Genomic DNA, 19,471 nt, shown 5'->3' with positions numbered 1-19,471 from the left:
TTGAGAGAATTTAGAGAGAAGAGTAAATTTTCAGCTTAGTTCAGGATTAGATTGATGGTTATGCGGATGCATGACGGTCAATAACAGAATTTGCCTGGCGGCCGTAGCGCGGTGGTCCCACCTGACCCCATGCCGAACTCAGAAGTGAAACGCCGTAGCGCCGATGGTAGTGTGGGGTCTCCCCATGCGAGAGTAGGGAACTGCCAGGCATCAAATTAGCAGTAAACCGGGGCAACAAACCGGTGGTTGTAGAAAAATTCGGTGGAGCGGTAGTTCAGTCGGTTAGAATACCTGCCTGTCACGCAGGGGGTCGCGGGTTCGAGTCCCGTCCGTTCCGCCACTTATTAAAATTAAGCCTGCTAATTAAGCAGGCTTAATAGTAGAAAAATTTAGGGGCGTAGCTCAGTTGGTAGAGCACCGGTCTCCAAAACCGGGTGTCGCGAGTTCGAGTCTCTCCGCCCCTGCCATATATAATCCTTTGCTTATGCAAAGGATTTTTTTTGTCCAAAATACCCCTCTCCTTTACGTTCTTTGCTATTAAAAGCGCATTACTGCGCCATTAATGGTGTCTTTAATAACTCTTTAATAATATTTTGCTTATCAGTGTTTTGCAGCCAGACGGCATACAATGGTCTGGAAAGCGTAGCACTCTCAGCTACTGGCCAGATCCCGGACTGTTCCTTTGCCCATTCAACCGGGAGGAAGGTACAACCATTAAGTTCAGAGAGCAGCTTGCAGGCTATTTTTGCCGAACTGGTGGTTAACACGGGAATGTCATCGTTACCGATGAGACCGGCTTCGTGCTGATGAAAATCCGCACCCCATTCAATGCGTAAATAGTTGAGTGAATCTTTACGGCTTTCCTGCGAGGGAGCGTAAAGCCCCATGCTGAAATACCCCAGCAGCTGGCTGGAAAACTCATCCATTTTGGGCGCTTCTGTTGTGAGCAACAGATCCAGCTGGCGTTCATGGAGCTGTTTGACCAGTGACTGGCGCTGTGCAATTCGTGCTTCGAACTGTAGGCCATTATGCTGTTGATAAAGCGCAATTAACCATTCAGAAAGCATGCTCTCCCAAAGCGATGCGCTGGCACCAAGCGTTAGCTGATTGTGCTGAGAAGTGTGCGATACCTCCTTTTTCGCCGCTAACCATGTATTCATCAGATTTTCCGCGTAGGGCAGAAGGCGCTCCCCGGCAGTTGTCAGCCGTATGTTATTGCGGTGGCGGGTAAAAAGGTTTACGCCCAGCTGATTTTCGAGCTGCCGAATGCGGAAGCTTACCGCAGACTGCGTCAAATAAAGTGCTTCTGCAGCACGACCAAAATGCCGTGTTCTGCTAACTTCCAGGAAGGTTTTTAGTAATTCGGTGTCCACGCCTTACTCCAAAAAATAATTTGTCGTTATGATTTAAATGTTTTGTTTTACACTCTGTCAAGCGTAACTAATACTCCGCGCCATAAATAGCTCGGCCAAGAAAATCAGGAGCGTGTAGGATGGCGGAAAGCTTTACGACGACTAATCGGTTTTTCGACAATAAACATTATCCGCGCGGGTTTGCTCGCCATGGTGATTTCACCATCAAAGAGGCGCAGCTGTTAGAACGCCATGGTTTTGCGTTCAATGAGCTGGATCTCGGCAAGCGCGAACCCGGTACTGAAGAAGAAGTGCAGTTTGTTGCTGTGTGCCGCGGTGTACGTGAGCCTGCTACGGAGGCGGAACGTGTCTGGAGCAAGTACATGGCACGTATCAAACGACCAAAACGTTTTCATACCCTGTCCGGCGGTAAACCGCAGATGGACACCGTTGAAGACTACACCGACAGCGATGATTAAAAAATGGGGCGAAAGCCCCATTTTTTATTCCGTTAACCTGTGCAGATGCAGCAACAGGCGATCGATGGTACGGTAGCTGAGCGCCTCCTGGAGATGCGTGCGTGTTATCTGCTCGCAATGCTGTAAGTCCGCGATGGTACGCGCGACTTTCAAAAGACGCTGCCATGCCCTGACAGATAATCCCAGCTTCAACAGCGTTTCCTCCAGCCAAATCGCATCATCCTGAACAAGCGCACAGTGTTCGCGGATCTCATGGTTGCTGAGCCGGGCATTAAGCTTATCCTGCCTTAAGAACTGCCTGTTACGTGTTTCATTAACCCTTGCTCTTATCACCTCGCTCTTCTCTTCGTTATTACTTGTCTTACTGAGCATCCCTGCCGGGAGAAGCGGAATATCCACTGAGAGGTCAAAACGATCGAGGAAAGGCCCTGAGAGGCGATTCATATAGCGAAGAGTCTGCTGTGGCGTGGAGCGATTGTGATTGCCTTCATAGTGCCCGGTCGGGCTGGGATTCATGGCTGCGATAAGTTGAAAATCTGCTGGATAGGTAATTTTGGCTCGAGTACGGGAGATATGAATTTCTCCGGACTCAATTGGCTCCCTGAGCGAGTCCAGTACCCGGCGCTCAAATTCCGGAAGCTCATCCAGAAATAATACGCCATTGTGTGCTAATGAAATTTCCCCGGGCTGTGGGATCGACCCACCCCCTACGACAGAGGTTAAGGAGGCGCTATGGTGAGGCGCTCTGAATGGCCGCTGACGCCAGTGGCGATGAAGGTGAGATAATTGCACCAGGCTCAGGATAGCTGCGCTCTGTAGCGCTTCAGCATCGTTCAAGGGAGGAAGAAGCGTATTAAGTCGGCTCGCCAGCATGGTTTTCCCCGTTCCCGGAGGGCCTATCAGCAAAAGGTTATGCCCGCCGGCTGCAGCAATTTCTAGTGCTCGTTTTCCCTGGCTTTGCCCGATAATTTCGTTCATGTCTTCAGCGTAATGGGCTTGCCATAATGCAGGACTGACAGGCGCACGCAGTTGGCTTTTCCCTTCCAGCCATGCACAGACTTCCGTCAGGTGTGTGGCGACGAAACAGCCCGGTTTAGCTATCAGGCCTACCTCATCCTCGTTTTCTGCGGGAACAACGACTTTCCGGCCTCTGTTTAATGCCTCCATGGCTGAGGATATTGCGCCTGAAACACCACGTAATTCGCCTGTTAACGCGAGCTCACCGATAAATTCTATCTGTGTCAGCCTTGATGTGCTTAGCTGCTCAGAGGCTGCGAGTAGCGCCAGGGCAATAGGTAAATCGTATCGCCCACCTTCTTTGGGAAGATCGGCCGGCGCAAGGTTTATGGTGATTTTGCGTGCCGGAAAAGTGTAGCCGCTGTTGATCAGCGCGCTTCTGACCCGGTCGCGAGCTTCTCTAACGGTTGTTTCTGGCAGGCCCACCAGGGTAAGGCCGGGTAAGCCTGCGCTGATATGCACTTCAACCGTAACCTGCGGGGCATGAATGCCTAGCGCTGCTCTGGTATAGACAACCGACAGTGACATTTTTCCTCCGTGAAAATTTTATTCTGCCGGCCTCCTGGATGATTAAACATTGTTCTTTTAATGCTCTGGGAAGTATCTCCCTGACTTTTTCGAACACTTTCTTTTTTACAGCTGTTCCTGCAAGGGCGATCGCAGAACAATAACTTTTTACTGGTATTACGTAGAAAATTGTCTCAGCAGACCAGTTTTGTGAATTATTTTCACGTTCTCGTTATCCACTGAAATTAAATAGTTTTTATGCTAATTAATTTCTGCAGCGATCTTTTCGTCATAAAAAAATATTGTGCTTTACGTAAACTCTGTGATAACTCTGTAGGCATTACTTCGAACTAGACGTTAGAACATACAGAAAATGACAGCCCTTCTACGAGTGATTAGCCTGGTCGTGATTAGCGTGGTGGTGATTATTATCCCACCGTGCGGGGCTGCACTTGGAGAGAGAAAGGCTTAAAAATCAAGCCTGAATCGAAAAGAACCCCCGCACCGAAAGGTCCGGGGGTTTTTTGTTGACTGAAGAATGTAAAGCGAGGAGCAGAGTATGTGTTGCAGAATAAAATGCTGTTTCTCCGGTAATGAGACGGGGAACTAACTATGAATGGTGCACAGTGGGTAGTACATGCGTTGCGAGCGCAGGGTGTTGAAACAGTTTTCGGTTATCCTGGCGGCGCGATTATGCCGGTGTACGATGCTTTGTACGACGGTGGTGTGGAACATCTACTGTGTCGCCATGAGCAAGGCGCGGCAATGGCGGCTATCGGTTATGCTCGCTCTACGGGCAAAACCGGCGTTTGTATCGCGACTTCCGGTCCTGGCGCGACCAATCTGTTAACCGGTCTTGCTGATGCGCTGTTAGATTCTGTCCCCGTTGTGGCTATCACCGGCCAGGTGGCCGCTCCTCTGATAGGCACCGATGCTTTCCAGGAAGTTGACGTCCTGGGCCTGTCACTCGCCTGCACTAAACACAGCTTCCTCGTTGAATCCCTTGATGAATTGCCACGTGTGCTTGCCGAGGCATTTGAGATTGCCCATTCAGGCCGCCCTGGCCCGGTATTGGTCGATATTCCAAAAGATATCCAGCTGGCAATTGGTGAGCCTGAAGCCTGGCTTTCAGCCGTTGAAGATGAGACCGATCTGCCATTTGCCGGGCTGCAGCAAGCCCGCGAAATGCTCGCTCATGCCAAAAAGCCAATGCTTTACGTGGGCGGTGGCGTTGGCATAGCTCAGGCTGTTCCGGCGCTCCGTGAGTTTATCTCCGTGACAGGTATGCCTTCGACGGTCACTCTGAAAGGCTTGGGTGCTGTGCCTGCTAACCATCCGTTTTATACCGGTATGCTGGGAATGCACGGCACCAAAGCGGCAAACCTCGCCGTTCAGGAATGCGATCTGCTGTTGGCCGTTGGCGCCCGCTTTGACGATCGCGTTACCGGCAAGCTGAATACCTTTGCGCCTCATGCCAAAGTTATCCACATGGATATCGATCCTGCGGAGCTGAGTAAGCTGCGCCAGGCGCATGTTGGGTTGCAGGGGCCGCTGAACCAGCTTTTACCTGCCTTGCAACAGCCGTTGCACATTGCTTCATGGCAGCAGCATATCGCGGCCCTGAACGAAGAACACCAGTGGCGCTACGACCATCCGGGCCAGGCTATCTATGCCCCGCTGTTGTTGAAGCAGCTCTCTGAGCGCAAATCAGCAGAAGCCGTTGTGACCACCGACGTAGGCCAGCATCAGATGTGGACCGCACAGCACATGACCTTCACTCGCCCGGAAAACTTCATCACTTCCAGTGGCCTGGGCACGATGGGCTTTGGTTTACCGGCCGCCGTTGGGGCGCAGGTTGCCAGACGCGAAGATACGGTTATCTGCGTGTCTGGCGATGGCTCTTTCATGATGAATGTTCAGGAACTGGGCACCATTAAGCGCAAGCAGTTACCGGTCAAAATCCTGCTGCTGGATAACCAACGCCTGGGGATGGTGAGGCAGTGGCAGCAGCTGTTTTTTGAAGAACGCTACAGCGAAACCACCCTGACCGATAACCCTGATTTCCTCACGCTGGCCAGTGCCTTCGGCATTCCTGGTCAGCACATCACCCGCAAAGACCAGGTAGAAGCCGCGTTAGACGCCCTGTTGAACAGCGACGGCCCGTACATGCTTCACGTCTCGATTGATGAGTACGAAAACGTCTGGCCGTTGGTACCTCCAGGTGCCAGTAACTCGCAAATGTTGGAGAAATTATCATGATGCAGCACCAGCTGGCAGTGCAGGCTCGCTTTCGCCCGGAAACGTTAGAGCGTGTTTTACGCGTGGTACGCCATCGTGGCTTTCAGATCTGCGCTATGAATATGGCCGCGGCGGGAAATACCGACAATATTAATATTGAATTGACCGTTGCGAGTCTGCGCCCTGTCGAATTACTGTTTACCCAATTAAGTAAGCTGGTTGACGTCGCCTGCGTTGAAATCCAGCAACCAACATCACAACAAATCCGCGCCTGAGCGCAAAAGGAAGAGAACAATGACGACCAAGAAAGCTGATTACATCTGGTTCAATGGCGAGATGACCCCGTGGGGAGAAGCGAAAGTACACGTAATGTCTCACGCGCTGCACTACGGTACTTCGGTCTTCGAAGGTATCCGTTGCTACGACTCGCACAAAGGGCCAGTGGTGTTCCGCCATCGCGAACACATGCAGCGTTTGCGTGACTCAGCAAAAATCTATCGCTTCCCGGTATCGCAAAGCGTGGATGAACTGATGGAAGCCTGCCGTGCGGTTATCCGTAAAAATAACCTCACCAGCGCATACATTCGCCCTCTGGTCTTTGTTGGCGACGTAGGCATGGGCGTTAACCCGCCGGACGGATACACCACTGACGTGATCATTGCGGCCTTCCCGTGGGGCGCTTATCTGGGCGCTGAAGCGCTGGATCAGGGGATTGATGCAATGGTCTCTTCCTGGAACCGTGCGGCACCAAACACCATTCCAACCGCAGCAAAAGCGGGTGGTAACTACCTTTCTTCCCTGCTTGTCGGTAGCGAAGCGCGTCGCCACGGTTATCAGGAAGGTATCGCGCTGGATGTGAACGGCTTCCTGTCAGAAGGCGCGGGCGAAAACCTGTTTGAAGTGAAAGACGGCGTAATTTACACCCCTCCATTCACCTCTTCAGCGCTGCCGGGCATTACCCGAGACGCGATTATCAAACTGGCAAAAGACCTGGGTATCGAAGTGCGCGAACAGGTGCTCTCACGTGAATCTCTGTATCTGGCCGACGAAGTCTTCATGTCCGGTACCGCCGCGGAAATCACCCCGGTACGCAGCGTAGACCGCATCCAGGTGGGCGAAGGCCGCTGTGGCCCGGTCACCAAACGTATTCAACAGGCATTCTTTGGCCTGTTCACCGGCGAAACCGAAGACAAATGGGGCTGGTTAGATCAGGTAAATCCATAAGTCTTAAACAAAAAATATAATCAGGCGGGCGGCAACTGACCGCCTGCTACCCGACAGACTGGAGTAAATAAAGCATGCCTAAGTATCGTTCCGCCACCACAACCCACGGCCGTAATATGGCGGGTGCCCGCGCTCTGTGGCGCGCAACGGGGATGACCGACGCCGATTTCGGCAAACCGATTATTGCGGTCGTAAACTCCTTTACCCAATTCGTACCGGGTCACGTTCACCTGCGCGATCTGGGTAAACTTGTTGCCGAGCAAATCGAAGCCTCCGGCGGCGTAGCGAAAGAGTTCAATACCATTGCGGTGGATGACGGTATCGCCATGGGGCACGGCGGCATGCTCTATTCACTGCCGTCCCGCGAGCTGATCGCCGACTCGGTTGAGTACATGGTCAACGCTCACTGCGCCGATGCCATGGTTTGTATCTCTAACTGCGACAAAATCACCCCAGGGATGTTGATGGCCTCGCTACGCCTGAACATTCCGGTGATCTTCGTTTCCGGTGGCCCGATGGAAGCCGGCAAAACAAAACTTTCTGACCAGATCATCAAGCTCGATCTGGTGGATGCGATGATTCAGGGCGCGGACCCGAAAGTTTCTGACGAGCAAAGCGAGCAGGTTGAACGCTCTGCGTGCCCGACCTGCGGCTCCTGTTCGGGGATGTTTACCGCCAACTCCATGAACTGCCTGACCGAAGCGCTGGGCCTGTCCCAGCCGGGCAACGGTTCGCTGCTGGCAACCCACGCCGATCGTAAAGAGCTGTTCCTGAACGCCGGTAAGCGCATTGTCGAACTGACCAAACGTTATTACGAACAGGACGATGCCAGCGCGCTGCCACGCAACATCGCCAGCAAAGCGGCGTTCGAAAATGCCATGACGCTGGATATCGCCATGGGCGGCTCCACTAACACCGTTCTGCACCTGCTGGCTGCTGCGCAAGAAGCTGAAATCGACTTCACCATGACCGATATTGACCAGCTGTCCCGCAAGGTTCCTCAGCTGTGTAAAGTCGCACCAAGCACCCAGAAATATCATATGGAAGACGTCCACCGTGCCGGCGGCGTTCTGGGGATCCTCGGCGAGCTGGATCGCGCCGGGCTGCTGAACCGTGAGGTAAAAAATGTCCTTGGCCTTTCGCTGCCACAGACCCTTGAGCAATACGATGTGATGCTGACCAAAGACGAAGCGGTGAAAACGATGTTCCGTGCGGGCCCGGCTGGGATTCGTACTACCCAGGCCTTCTCGCAGAACTGTCGTTGGGACACGCTGGATGACGATCGCGCTGAAGGTTGTATTCGCTCACTGGAAAATGCTTACAGCAAAGACGGTGGTCTGGCCGTTCTGTACGGCAACTTTGCGGAAAATGGCTGCATTGTTAAAACGGCTGGCGTAGACGAAGGCAGCCTGGTATTCCGCGGTCCAGCCAAAGTTTATGAAAGCCAGGACGATGCGGTAGAAGCCATCCTCGGCGGTAAAGTCGTTGCGGGTGATGTGGTTGTTATCCGCTACGAAGGGCCGAAAGGCGGGCCTGGCATGCAGGAAATGCTCTACCCAACAACCTTCCTGAAATCGATGGGGCTGGGTAAAGCCTGCGCGCTGGTCACCGACGGTCGTTTCTCCGGCGGGACTTCTGGCCTGTCCATCGGTCACGTTTCTCCGGAAGCAGCCAGCGGCGGCAACATTGCCCTGATTGAAGATGGCGACATGATTGCCATCGATATTCCTAACCGTGGTATTCAGCTGCAGCTGACCGACCAGGAGATGGCGGCGCGTCGTGAAGCGCAGGAAGCTCGCGGTGAAGCGGCATGGACTCCTCGCAATCGTGAACGCCAGGTTTCTTTCGCTCTGCGTGCTTATGCGAGCCTTGCCACCAGTGCGGATAAAGGCGCTGTGCGCGACAAAAGCAAGCTTGGAGGCTAACCATGGCTGAGTCACAACCGCTACCCGACGCCCCCTGCGGGGCTGAATATCTGCGTGCGGTACTGCGTGCTCCGGTTTACGAAGTTGCGCAGGTAACGCCGTTGCAGAAAATGGAGAAGCTTTCTTCGCGCCTTGATAACGTCATTCTGGTTAAGCGTGAAGACCGTCAGCCCGTACACAGCTTCAAGCTGCGTGGCGCTTACGCGATGATTGCTGGCCTGAACAGCGAGCAAAAAGCCAGCGGCGTAATCACCGCTTCTGCGGGAAATCACGCTCAGGGCGTTGCGCTCTCGTCCACCCGGCTTGGCATTAAATCGCTGATCGTTATGCCGGTGGCCACCGCGGATATTAAAGTTGACGCTGTGCGAGCCTTTGGCGGCGAAGTCTTGCTGCACGGCGCGAATTTCGATGAGGCAAAAGCCAAAGCCGTCGAACTTTCGCAGCTGCAAGGCTTCACCTACGTACCTCCGTTTGACCACCCGGCGGTTATCGCCGGACAGGGCACGCTGGCGCTGGAGCTGCTCCAGCAGGATGCGCATATCGATCGCGTATTCGTCCCGGTGGGCGGCGGTGGCCTGGCGGCAGGCGTAGCGGTTCTGATCAAACAGCTGATGCCGCAGATCAAAGTGATCGCGGTCGAAGCGGAAGATTCAGCCTGCCTGAAGGCGGCGCTGCAAGCCGGGAAGCCGGTTGAGCTGCCGCGTGTAGGGCTGTTTGCCGAAGGCGTTGCGGTTAAGCGTATCGGTGACGAGACGTTCCGCGTTTGCCAGGAATACCTGGACGACATCATCACCGTGGACAGCGATGCTATCTGCGCGGCGATGAAGGATTTGTTCGAAGACGTCCGCGCCGTTGCGGAGCCATCCGGCGCGCTGGCGTTGGCAGGAATGAAAAAATACGTGCAGCAGCACAACATTCGCGGCGAACGTCTGGCGCACGTGCTGTCTGGTGCAAACGTGAATTTCCATGGATTGCGCTATGTCTCCGAGCGCTGTGAGCTGGGCGAGCAGCGGGAAGCGCTGCTTGCGGTTACCATTCCCGAGCAAAAAGGCAGTTTCCTGAAGTTTTGCCAGCTGTTGGGCGGGCGCTCGGTTACCGAGTTCAACTACCGCTACGCCAGCTCTGACAATGCCTGCATTTTTGTCGGCGTGCGCCTGACTCGTGGTCTGGAAGAACGTAAAGAGATCATTGCTCAGCTGAGCGAGGGTGGCTACGGCGTGGTAGATCTCTCCGACGATGAGATGGCGAAACTGCACGTTCGCTACATGGTCGGCGGGCGGCCTTCTAAGCCGCTGCGTGAAAGGCTGTACAGCTTCGAATTCCCGGAATCACCGGGCGCACTGCTGAAGTTCCTAAGCACGTTGGGGACGCACTGGAACATTTCACTGTTCCATTACCGCAGCCATGGCACCGACTACGGGCGAGTGCTGGCGGCGTTTGAGCTTGGCGAAAATGAGCCGGACTTCGAAACCCGACTCAATGAGCTGGGCTACGAATGCCACGACGAAACTCAAAACCCGGCGTTTCGTTTCTTCCTGGCGGGCTAGTGGCTGCCGGGCAGTAGCTTCCAGAACGCGCTGATAAGCGGCTCATTGAGCCGCTTTTTTTGTACGCAAACGCCCAGTTCAAACGGGGCTTTCTCATCGTTACGTTCGAGGATCAGGACGCGATTACGTACCGGCTCGGGGCTGTTTTCCAGCACGATTTCCGGGATTAGCGCAACCCCGCACCCCAGCGCCACCATCGACACCATCGCTTCATGCCCGGCGACGGTGGCGTAAATCACAGGATTACTGATTTTCTGGCGACGGAACCACAGCTCGATACGGCGGCGAACGGGCCCCTGCTCGGGCATGATAAACGGAATCTTAGCCCAGTCTGGCTCTGGCTGGCTCACCTGCGCCCGCACCGGGCAAGGCAGCGCGGGGGCGATTAAAGCAACGGATAAATTTTCCAGCATCGAGAACGCGACGCCAGGCGGCAGGGATTCAGGCTTTCCGGCAATCGCGAGATCGGCTTCGTTGGAGTCGACCTTTTCTACCGCATCCGCGGCGTCACCCGTGGTCAGCTTAATTTCAACGGAGGGATGTTCGGCCCGGAAGCGGTCAAGAATGGGCGGCAGATGACTGTAGGCGGCGGTCACCGAGCAGAAAAGATGCAGCTCTCCGCTCAGGGAAGGGCCCTGCTGGCCGAGCGTGTGGCGCATCTGCTGATATTGCAGCAACGTGTGCTGGGCAAACTGGCGGAGTTGATCGCCCGCTTCTGTCAGCGTTACGGTGCGGTTATCACGTAAAAAAAGAGGCTGCCCAAGGTCGTCTTCAAGCCGCTGGATCTGGCGCGAAAGCGTGGAAGGGCTGACGTGCATGGCTCGCGCGCTACGCCCGAAATGGCGGCTTTCGGCCAGGTGCAGAAAGGTTTTCAGATCGCGTAAATCCATGGTCATCAGGCCTCGTTTTTGCATTGCAATAATTGCAACGCGACGTTGTTAATATATCAATTTCAGCAACGCATTTCCTGTCATATAGTGGGTTCATTCTTCGCAGCACGACACGGCTGCAGAGCCCTTACAATAAGCACAACACGACACATACGGAGTTCTACGATGGCTAATTATTTCAACACTTTGAACCTGCGTCAGCAGTTAGCGCAGTTGGGTAAATGTCGCTTCATGGGGCGCGAAGAATTCGCCGATGAAGCAAGCTACCTCAAAGGTAAAAAAGTCGTCATCGTCGGCTGCGGCGCTCAGGGCCTTAACCAGGGCCTGAACATGCGTGACTCCGGGCTGGATGTTTCCTACGCCCTGCGTGCTGAAGCTATCGCTGAGAAGCGTGCTTCCTGGCGTAAAGCTACCGAAAACGGCTTCAAAGTCGGCACCTATGAAGAGCTGATCCCTCAGGCAGACCTGGTTGTGAACCTGACGCCAGACAAACAGCACTCCTCCGTTGTTCAGGCCGTACAGCCGATGATGAAAGACGGCGCAGCGCTGGGCTACTCCCACGGCTTCAACGTGGTAGAAGTGGGTGAAACTATCCGTAAAGACATTACCGTTGTGATGGTTGCACCGAAGTGTCCTGGCACCGAAGTGCGTGAAGAATATAAGCGTGGTTTCGGCGTGCCGACCCTTATCGCCGTTCACCCTGAAAACGATCCAAAAGGCGAAGGCATGGCAATCGCCAAAGCCTGGGCTGCGGCAACCGGCGGCCACCGTGCGGGCGTGCTGGAGTCTTCCTTCGTTGCTGAAGTGAAATCTGACCTGATGGGCGAGCAGACTATCCTGTGCGGTATGCTGCAGGCGGGTTCTCTGCTGTGCTTCGACAAGCTGGTAGCGGAAGGTACCGATGCTGCATATGCTGAGAAACTGATTCAGTTCGGCTGGGAAACTATCACCGAAGCGCTGAAGCAGGGCGGTATTACGCTGATGATGGATCGCCTGTCCAACCCGGCAAAAATCCGTGCTTACACGCTGTCCGAGCAGCTGAAAACCATCATGGCTCCACTGTTCCAGAAGCATATGGATGACATCATCTCCGGTGAATTCTCTTCCGGCATGATGGCTGACTGGGCGAATGATGATAAGAAACTGCATACCTGGCGCGAAGAGACCGGCCAGACTGCTTTCGAAACCGCACCGCAGTTTGAAGGCAAGATCTCCGAGCAGGAGTACTTCGATAAAGGCGTGTTAATGATTGCGATGGTGAAAGCGGGCGTTGAGCTGGCCTTCGAAACCATGGTTGATGCCGGCATCATCGAAGAGTCTGCATACTACGAGTCCCTGCACGAGCTGCCGCTGATTGCTAACACCATTGCACGTAAGCGCCTGTACGAAATGAACGTGGTTATCTCTGATACCGCCGAATACGGTAACTACCTGTTCTCGTATGCCGCCGTTCCGCTGCTGAAAGAGTTCATGACCACTCTGCAACCGGGCGACCTGGGTAAAGAGATCCCGGCAGCCGCGGTAGACAACGCCCAGCTGCGTGACGTTAACGAAGCGATTCGTCATCATGAAATTGAAAAAGTGGGCAAGAAACTGCGTGGCTATATGACTGATATGAAACGCATTGCTGTTGCTGGCTAATTATTTAGTAATACGAAAAAGGCGCTCAGGCGCCTTTTTTTGTGCCCGTCGTCTTGCCGCCTCTCATTTTATGTAATATCGTAAGTTACATGAAAACAAATAACTCCTTCTCAGCTACGCTGCACATTCTGCTTCACCTGGAGCAGATGGACAAACCGCTAACCTCGGAACAAATGGCCGCCTTTATTGACGGCAATCCGGCGTTTATTCGTAAAGTGCTTGCCGGCCTGCGCGAGAACAAAATCGTCTGCTCGACTAAAGGCCACCACGGCGGCTGGAAGCTTTGCCGCCCTGCCAGCGAGGTCACGCTGCTGGATATCTATCTGGCGCTGGGTTCACCCGGCCTGTTTGCGCTAGGTAATCGCAATGAAAACCCGCAGTGTCTGGTGGAGCAGGGGGTAAACCGAGTGATGTCCGATACCTTTGCTGCGGCCGAAGAGCTGGTGCTGGCACGCTTTAAGAGCCTGACGTTGCAGGATATAGGCAGCGAATTTATTAGCTATTTCAACGAAAAGGGGCACGAGGAATGATTTCTACTTTAACTACCGACCTGCCGGTCTGTCTGATGATCGCGCTGGCCGCAGCCAGTATTTCGATGACCATTACGCAAACGGAACTGTTTGCCGGTTTACGCCGCTGGACGGTGAAAAAGAACGCGATGCTGGGCCATCTCTTCCAGTGTTTCTATTGCCTGAGCCATTGGGTGGTGTTTGCCGGTATGCTGATTTACCGCCCGTATTTGCTGCACAGCGGGATGCCGGTGATTGACTGGATAATGACGGCGTTTATTACCCTCACGCTAACCACCTTCGTGAACGGCATTATTTTTAAAGTGTTCCAGATGGCGGTCGGCACGCATTTGCTGAAGCATGAAGCTCAGCAAACTTTGCAGTCGACGAAATAAAAAGTAAAGAAAAGGCCGGGAACCCGGCCTTAAACTCAGTTGCGGTACAGCACTTTGATGATGTGGTAGCCGAACTGGGTATGCAGCGGGCCGTAAGGCTCCAGCAGCGGGCAGGAGAACACCACTTTATCAAATGCAGGAACCATCTGGCCCTGGCGGAATTCACCTAAGTGGCCGCCTTTTTTGCCGGACGGGCAGGTAGAGTGCTTCTTCGCCAGTTTCTCGAAGTCGCCGCCGTTTTTCAGCTGCTCCAGAAGGTCCAGAGCCAGTTTTTCTTCCTTTACAAGGATATGCAGTGCTGCTGCGGTTTTTGCCATGATAGTGCCTTGAGTCATGTTGATTACGCTCGCTATACTACCACGCTGTTTTTGTCCCCTCCTGACTTTCATTGAGTGACCATATGCGTTTAAACCCTGGCCAACAACAAGCCGTCGAATTTGTCACCGGACCCTGCCTGGTATTGGCCGGGGCTGGTTCGGGTAAAACGCGCGTAATCACCAATAAAATTGCACATCTGATCCGCGAAAGTGGCTATCAGGCGCGCCAGATTGCGGCGGTAACTTTTACCAATAAGGCCGCCCGCGAAATGAAAGAGCGCGTCTCGCAAACGCTGGGACGTAAAGAAGCGCGTGGGCTGATGATTTCTACATTCCACACGCTGGGGCTGGAAATCATCAAGCGCGAGTACGCGGCGCTAGGGATGAAATCTAATTTTTCGCTGTTCGACGATACCGATCAGACCGCGTTGTTAAAAGAGCTAACCGAGGGGCTGCTGGAAAACGACAAAGTGCTTCTCCAGCAGCTGATTTCGACGATTTCTAACTGGAAGAACGGTTTGCTGTCTCCGGCTCAGGCCGCCGCGCAGGCGAAGGGCGAGCGGGATCGTATTTTTGCTCATTGCTATGGCCTTTACGATACGCACCTTAAGTCCTGTAATGTACTGGACTTTGACGATCTTATTTTGCTGCCAACGCTCCTGCTGCAGCGCAATGCTGAGGTTCGCGAACGCTGGCAAAACCGCATCCGCTATCTGCTGGTGGATGAATACCAGGATACCAACACCAGCCAGTACGAACTGGTGAAACTGCTTGTTGGTGCGCGGGCGCGTTTTACCGTTGTAGGCGACGATGACCAGTCTATCTATTCGTGGCGTGGGGCGAATCCGCAGAATCTGGTGCTGCTGAGCAAAGATTTTCCGGCGCTGCAGGTGATTAAGCTCGAGCAGAACTACCGCTCATCCCGTCGTATTTTGAATGCGGCAAACATTCTGATTGCCAACAACCCGCACGTTTTTGAGAAACGTCTTTTCTCCGAGCTGGAGCACGGTGCGGAATTAAAAGTGGTTACGGCGAATCATGAAGAGCATGAGGCCGAACGCGTCACCGGGGAGCTTATTGCTCACCATTTTATCAATAAAACCAACTACAAAGATTACGCCATTCTGTATCGCGGTAACCACCAGTCGCGAGTGTTCGAAAAGATGCTGATGCAAAACCGCATCCCGTATCGTATCTCCGGCGGCACATCTTTCTTCTCCCGCCCGGAAATCAAAGATCTGCTTGCCTACCTGCGCGTGTTGACGAATCCGGATGACGACAGTGCCTTTCTGCGCATAGTGAACACGCCCAAGCGCGAGATTGGCCCGGCAACGCTGCAAAAGCTTGGCGAGTGGGCGATGCAGCGCAATAAAGGTTTGTTTACCGCCAGCTTCGATATGGGGTTAAGCCAGACGCTTAGCGGGCGCGGCCTTGACTCACTGCAGCGTTTTACCCACTGGCTGCGGGACGTGGCAACGCTTGCTGAGCGTGAGCCGGTGGCTGCGGTACGTGACCTTATCCACGGCATCGACTATGAAAGCTGGCTTTACGAAACGTCACCCAGCCCGAAAGCTGCGGAAATGCGCATGAAAAACGTTAATCAGCTCTTTAGCTGGATGACGGAAATGCTTGAAGGCAGCGATCTGGATGAGCCGATGACCTTAACGCAGGTGGTGACGCGCTTTACGCTGCGCGACATGATGGAGCGCGGGGAAAGCGAGGAAGAGGCCGATCAGGTTCAGCTGATGACCCTGCATGCTTCTAAGGGGCTGGAGTTCCCTTATGTCTACCTCGTCGGCATGGAAGAAGGGATCCTGCCACACCAAAGCAGCATCGACGAAGATAACGTGGATGAAGAACGCCGTCTGGCGTATGTAGGGATCACCCGAGCTCAGAAAGAGCTGACGTTCACGCTTTGCCGGGAGCGTCGCCAGTACGGCGAGCTGGTGCGGCCTGAACCTAGCCGGTTCCTGCTGGAGTTGCCGCAGGATGATTTAAGCTGGGAAACCGAGCGGAAGGTGGTTTCTGCCGAAGAGCGGATGCAAAAAGGGCAGAGTAATGTGGCCAACATCCGCGAAATGCTGGCAAAAGCACGTAAAAACTAGTTCAGTTGACGCTTAGCGGCCAGTGAACGTAACTCTGCCAGAGTTTTTCCTGTTCCAGCAGCTCGGCACCTAGCGGGTGGCAGGCCAGCCAGGTCTCCGGTAATTCCAGATGCAGAGTTTCACCGTCCGCCTGCAGCTTAATCACGGGAAGAATGTCGTCCCGGCGGCGGTTTGCAAAAATAATTGCCAGGCGTAACAGGCGGCAAAGCCTTTCTGCCACACGCGGCGGCACCGCGTTTTGCTGGTGCAGGGAAGAGAGATCGACAGGGTTGGTCTGGTTGAGCAGCAGCGTTGCCAGCAACTTTTTCTGCGCTGGCGTGTAGCCCGGCAAATCCAGATTTTTTACCAGATAGGCCGCATGCTGCGGCGCATGCTTGAAGTCAATGCTCAACCCAATTTCATGCAGCAGAGCGCTGCTCGCCAGCATCTGCTGGCTAAGCGGGTCAAGCCCCCACGGCTCCGCTATTTGTGTTGCAAAATTCTGTGCCAGTTGTTCCACGCGAGCGGCCTGGCTGGTGTCCACCATAAAGCGGCGCTGAACGTTGCGCAGCGTCCTCTGGCGAATCTCCTGGTCAACCGCAAGATGCAACATGCCGTAGACCAATCCCTCACGCAGCGCACCGCCGGCAAGCGTCATACATTCAATGCCGAGCTGTTCGAATATGGCGATTAGAATGGCAAGACCGCTTGGGAAAACCAGCGCACGTTCCAGCGTGAGGCCTTCAATTTCCAGCTCTTCCAGGCGGCCACACTGAATAGCGCGCTGTTTTAATTGCTGGAGTTTTGCGAGGGTGATACGTTCGTCCATCCCCTGCGCCATCATGATTTCCTGCAGCGCCTGCACGGTACCCGAAGCACCGACACAGATTTTCCAGCCGTGGCTTTTCAGCTCGTTAATCACCGGGCTGAGGACTTCTGCTGCTGCAGCCTCTGCCGCAGCAAAGTTTTCCTGAGCGAGATTTCTGTCGCTGAAGAAACGCTCCAGCCAGGTGACGCAACCCATTGAAAGGCTGAATAATGAGGTGGTTTGTGCGCCGGTGCCGGTCACCAGCTCGGTACTCGCCCCCCCAATATCCACCACCAGACGTCGATCGTCTCCGCCGGTTGTGTGGGCGACGCCCTGATAAATCAGGCGGGCTTCTTCTTCACCGCGAATAACCTGCACCGGGCAGCCGAGGATTTGCTGGGCTTTTTGCAGAAAAACATCGGCATTGACGGCGAGGCGCAGCGTGGCTGTAGCCACAACGCGAATTTGGTTCTGAGGAATATCCTGAAGGCGTTCAGCAAATAAACGCAGGCATTGCCAGCCGCGCTCCATTGCTTCCGGGGAGAGTACGCTCTCGCTGTTTAGGCCAGCAGCGAGGCGAACTTTTCGCTTAATGCGGGTTAGGGTTTGTATGCTTCCCGCCACCTCACGCACAACCAACATATGAAAACTGTTAGAACCGAGATCAATTGCTGCATAGAGTGAGGTGGTGCTAAGCATAGATTTTTAACCTGCGCGACGACGATTACCACGAGGAGCACCACCGCGGCGTGGACCGTTGCCTGGGCGGCTACGGGTCAGGCGTTTTGGCGGTGGGAACTCATTTAACAATGCTTCAGGGTTATATTTGCTCACCGGAATTGAGTGGCCAATATAGGTTTCGATCGCCGATAAGTTCAGCGCGTAATCTTCACAGGCGAGGCTGATCGAGTGACCGCTTGCCCCGGCACGGCCTGTACGGCCAATACGGTGAACGTAATCTTCGCAATCATCAGGCAGATCGTAGTTAAAGACGTGGGTTACAGCCGGAATATGCAGGCCGCGAGCCGCAACGTCGGTTGCAACCAGAATATCCAGATCGCCACGGGTAAACTCTTCCAGGATACGCAGGCGTTTCTTCTGTGCGACATCACCCGTTAACAGCCCAACGCGATGACCATCAGCGGCCAGATGACCCCAAATATCTTCACAGCGGTGTTTGGTGTTTGCGAAGATGATGGCGCGGTCTGGCCATTCTTCTTCGATAAGCGTTTGCAGCAGACGCATTTTCTCTTCGTTAGAAGGGTAGAAAAGCTCTTCTTTAATACGGTGGCCGGTTCTCTGTTCCGGTTCAACTTCTACATATTCCGCATTGTTCATCTGCTCGAAAGCAAGCTCACGCACGCGGTAGGAAAGGGTCGCAGAGAACAGCATGTTCAGACGTTGGGTGACCGGCGGCATGCGGCGGAACAGCCAGCGAATGTCTTTAATGAAGCCGAGGTCATACATGCGGTCGGCTTCATCCAGTACCACAACCTGAATGGCACCTAAGTTAATGTGGTTTTGTTTGGCGTAATCGATCAAACGACCGGTGGTGCCAATCAAAATATCTACGCCGCTTTCCAGCACTTTCAGCTGTTTATCATAGCCGTCGCCGCCGTAGGCAAGGCCAAGCTTCAGGCCTGTTGCCTGCGCTAGCGGTTCTGCATCCGAGTGAATCTGTACCGCTAACTCGCGGGTTGGCGCCATAATCAAAGCGCGCGGCTGATTCACCTGGCGGTTCTCAGGAACCGGGTGAGAAAGTAAATAATGGAACGTGGACGTCAGAAACGCCATCGTTTTGCCTGTACCGGTTTGCGCCTGCCCTGCAACGTCACGATTCGCCAGAGTCAGCGGAAGTGCCAGTGCCTGAATTGGGGTGCAGTTATGGAACCCTTTATTTTCAAGGGCTTCAATCACCTTAGGGTGCAGGGCGAAGTCGGAAAACTTCTTTTCGGTCAAATGTGTTTTGCTCATAGTGTGGTAGAATATCAGTTTACTATTGCTTTACGAAAGCACATCCGTTGAAATAAACCGGGTGAAATAAAGTCACCCCAAGTTGGTTAATGCTACACCAACAAGGTAGACACAATCCTGCGGAGTAGAACATGAGCGATAAAATTATTCACCTGACTGACGGCAGTTTCGACACGGACGTGCTTAAAGCTGAAGGGTTGATTCTGGTTGATTTCTGGGCAGAATGGTGTGGTCCATGCAAAATGATCGCCCCGATTCTTGACGAGATCGCTGATGAATATCAGGGCAAAATCACCGTAGCTAAGCTGAACATCGACCAGAACCCGGGCACTGCGCCTAAATACGGCATCCGCGGTATCCCAACCCTGCTGCTGTTCAAAAACGGCGAAGTCGCGGCGACCAAAGTGGGTGCGCTGTCTAAAGGTCAGTTAAAAGAGTTCCTCGACGCTAATCTGGCATAATGGAATCTCAGCCGGCGCGTGCCACACTTGCATTTTTTTGCGAGCTGCTGGACGCCCGGCATCACACATGCTAAGTTACCTATGGAAGGTGCGAATAAGCGGG

18 protein-coding genes, 2 tRNA genes and 1 rRNA gene are annotated in these 19,471 nt (G+C 53.9%); 15 read left to right on the top strand and 6 right to left on the bottom strand.

The annotated features are described in order from the left end of the window. Window positions 1-93: 93 nt before the first annotated feature. From rrf to HX778_RS14860, 3 genes are all read left to right on the top strand, one after another. A 5S ribosomal RNA gene (gene rrf / locus HX778_RS14870) occupies window positions 94-209 on the top strand. 54 nt (window positions 210-263) lie between these two features. Continuing rightward, window positions 264-340, top strand: a tRNA-Asp gene (locus HX778_RS14865). A gap of 51 nt (window positions 341-391) precedes the next feature. Further along, window positions 392-467 (top strand) — tRNA-Trp (locus tag HX778_RS14860). Between the two features lie 81 nt (window positions 468-548). On the opposite strand, the gene hdfR is transcribed toward HX778_RS14860, so the two are convergent. Further along, window positions 549-1,373, bottom strand: coding sequence for an HTH-type transcriptional regulator HdfR (gene hdfR, locus HX778_RS14855; protein ID WP_038476975.1), 825 nt, complete (start codon window positions 1,371-1,373; stop codon window positions 549-551). A gap of 119 nt (window positions 1,374-1,492) precedes the next feature. On the opposite strand from hdfR, the gene HX778_RS14850 reads away from it, so the two are divergent. Further along, window positions 1,493-1,831 (top strand): DUF413 domain-containing protein, encoded by a 339-nt coding sequence (locus HX778_RS14850; RefSeq protein ID WP_038476973.1) that lies wholly within the window; start codon window positions 1,493-1,495, stop codon window positions 1,829-1,831. A 24-nt stretch (window positions 1,832-1,855) separates the two neighbouring features. Here the strand turns inward: HX778_RS14850 and HX778_RS14845 are convergent, their stop codons facing one another. After that, on the bottom strand, window positions 1,856-3,376 hold the full coding sequence (locus tag HX778_RS14845; RefSeq protein WP_176982429.1) for a YifB family Mg chelatase-like AAA ATPase: 1,521 nt from the start codon (window positions 3,374-3,376) through the stop codon (window positions 1,856-1,858). Between the two features lie 352 nt (window positions 3,377-3,728). On the opposite strand from HX778_RS14845, the gene ilvL reads away from it, so the two are divergent. From ilvL to ilvA, 6 genes are all read left to right on the top strand, one after another. Further along, a complete protein-coding gene (gene ilvL, locus HX778_RS14840; protein ID WP_071530467.1) occupies window positions 3,729-3,827 on the top strand; it encodes an ilv operon leader peptide in 99 nt (32 codons plus the stop codon). A 140-nt stretch (window positions 3,828-3,967) separates the two neighbouring features. Then, entirely contained in the window at window positions 3,968-5,614 is a 1,647-nt protein-coding gene (gene ilvG / locus HX778_RS14835) for an acetolactate synthase 2 catalytic subunit (protein ID WP_176982428.1), read from the top strand. Beyond that, window positions 5,611-5,868 (top strand): acetolactate synthase 2 small subunit, encoded by a 258-nt coding sequence (gene ilvM, locus HX778_RS14830; RefSeq protein WP_016538957.1) that lies wholly within the window; start codon window positions 5,611-5,613, stop codon window positions 5,866-5,868. Before ilvG ends, ilvM begins: the two co-directional genes overlap by 4 nt. Before the next feature lie 19 nt (window positions 5,869-5,887). Beyond that, a complete protein-coding gene (locus HX778_RS14825) occupies window positions 5,888-6,817 on the top strand; it encodes a branched-chain amino acid transaminase (RefSeq protein WP_038476963.1) in 930 nt (309 codons plus the stop codon). A gap of 74 nt (window positions 6,818-6,891) precedes the next feature. Then, window positions 6,892-8,742 (top strand): dihydroxy-acid dehydratase, encoded by a 1,851-nt coding sequence (ilvD, locus tag HX778_RS14820; RefSeq protein ID WP_176982427.1) that lies wholly within the window; start codon window positions 6,892-6,894, stop codon window positions 8,740-8,742. A gap of 2 nt (window positions 8,743-8,744) precedes the next feature. Next, entirely contained in the window at window positions 8,745-10,289 is a 1,545-nt protein-coding gene (gene ilvA, locus HX778_RS14815; protein WP_176982426.1) for a threonine ammonia-lyase, biosynthetic, read from the top strand. On the opposite strand, the gene ilvY is transcribed toward ilvA, so the two are convergent. Beyond that, complete coding sequence (gene ilvY, locus HX778_RS14810; protein WP_176982430.1) at window positions 10,286-11,179, bottom strand: HTH-type transcriptional activator IlvY; 894 nt, start codon at window positions 11,177-11,179, stop codon at window positions 10,286-10,288. The two genes, ilvA and ilvY, sit on opposite strands and share 4 nt — an antisense overlap. A gap of 165 nt (window positions 11,180-11,344) precedes the next feature. On the opposite strand from ilvY, the gene ilvC reads away from it, so the two are divergent. From ilvC to HX778_RS14795, 3 genes are all read left to right on the top strand, one after another. Further along, on the top strand, window positions 11,345-12,820 hold the full coding sequence (gene ilvC / locus HX778_RS14805; protein ID WP_038476954.1) for a ketol-acid reductoisomerase: 1,476 nt from the start codon (window positions 11,345-11,347) through the stop codon (window positions 12,818-12,820). Between the two features lie 89 nt (window positions 12,821-12,909). Further along, window positions 12,910-13,350 (top strand): Rrf2 family transcriptional regulator, encoded by a 441-nt coding sequence (locus HX778_RS14800; RefSeq protein ID WP_176982425.1) that lies wholly within the window; start codon window positions 12,910-12,912, stop codon window positions 13,348-13,350. Then, entirely contained in the window at window positions 13,347-13,724 is a 378-nt protein-coding gene (locus HX778_RS14795) for a DUF1360 domain-containing protein (protein ID WP_176982424.1), read from the top strand. The genes HX778_RS14800 and HX778_RS14795 overlap by 4 nt, the downstream gene beginning before the upstream one ends. Window positions 13,725-13,759: 35 nt before the next feature. On the opposite strand, the gene ppiC is transcribed toward HX778_RS14795, so the two are convergent. Continuing rightward, window positions 13,760-14,041 (bottom strand): peptidylprolyl isomerase PpiC, encoded by a 282-nt coding sequence (ppiC, locus tag HX778_RS14790; RefSeq protein WP_008455569.1) that lies wholly within the window; start codon window positions 14,039-14,041, stop codon window positions 13,760-13,762. A gap of 83 nt (window positions 14,042-14,124) precedes the next feature. Between ppiC and rep the strand changes: the two genes are divergently transcribed. Further along, complete coding sequence (gene rep, locus HX778_RS14785) at window positions 14,125-16,146, top strand: DNA helicase Rep (protein WP_038476945.1); 2,022 nt, start codon at window positions 14,125-14,127, stop codon at window positions 16,144-16,146. A 1-nt stretch (window position 16,147) separates the two neighbouring features. Here the strand turns inward: rep and gppA are convergent, their stop codons facing one another. Together gppA and rhlB are read right to left on the bottom strand one after the other, a co-directional pair. Then, window positions 16,148-17,632: a guanosine-5'-triphosphate,3'-diphosphate diphosphatase gene (gene gppA / locus HX778_RS14780; RefSeq protein ID WP_038476942.1), complete on the bottom strand. Its 1,485-nt coding sequence runs from the start codon at window positions 17,630-17,632 to the stop codon at window positions 16,148-16,150. A gap of 6 nt (window positions 17,633-17,638) precedes the next feature. After that, window positions 17,639-18,907, bottom strand: a complete 1,269-nt coding sequence (gene rhlB / locus HX778_RS14775) for an ATP-dependent RNA helicase RhlB (RefSeq protein WP_038476939.1) — start codon at window positions 18,905-18,907, stop codon at window positions 17,639-17,641. A 131-nt stretch (window positions 18,908-19,038) separates the two neighbouring features. Here rhlB and trxA point away from each other — a divergent pair, with 131 nt between their 5' ends. Beyond that, a complete protein-coding gene (gene trxA, locus HX778_RS14770) occupies window positions 19,039-19,368 on the top strand; it encodes a thioredoxin TrxA (protein ID WP_038476936.1) in 330 nt (109 codons plus the stop codon). Window positions 19,369-19,471: the final 103 nt, after the last annotated feature.

Source organism: Cedecea sp. P7760 (genome assembly GCF_013386425.1).
GTDB classification, from domain to species: domain Bacteria; phylum Pseudomonadota; class Gammaproteobacteria; order Enterobacterales; family Enterobacteriaceae; genus Cedecea; species Cedecea selenatireducens.
The sequence above is the reverse complement of the archived record's forward strand: the minus strand, read 5'-3'. Positions and strand labels throughout refer to the sequence as shown.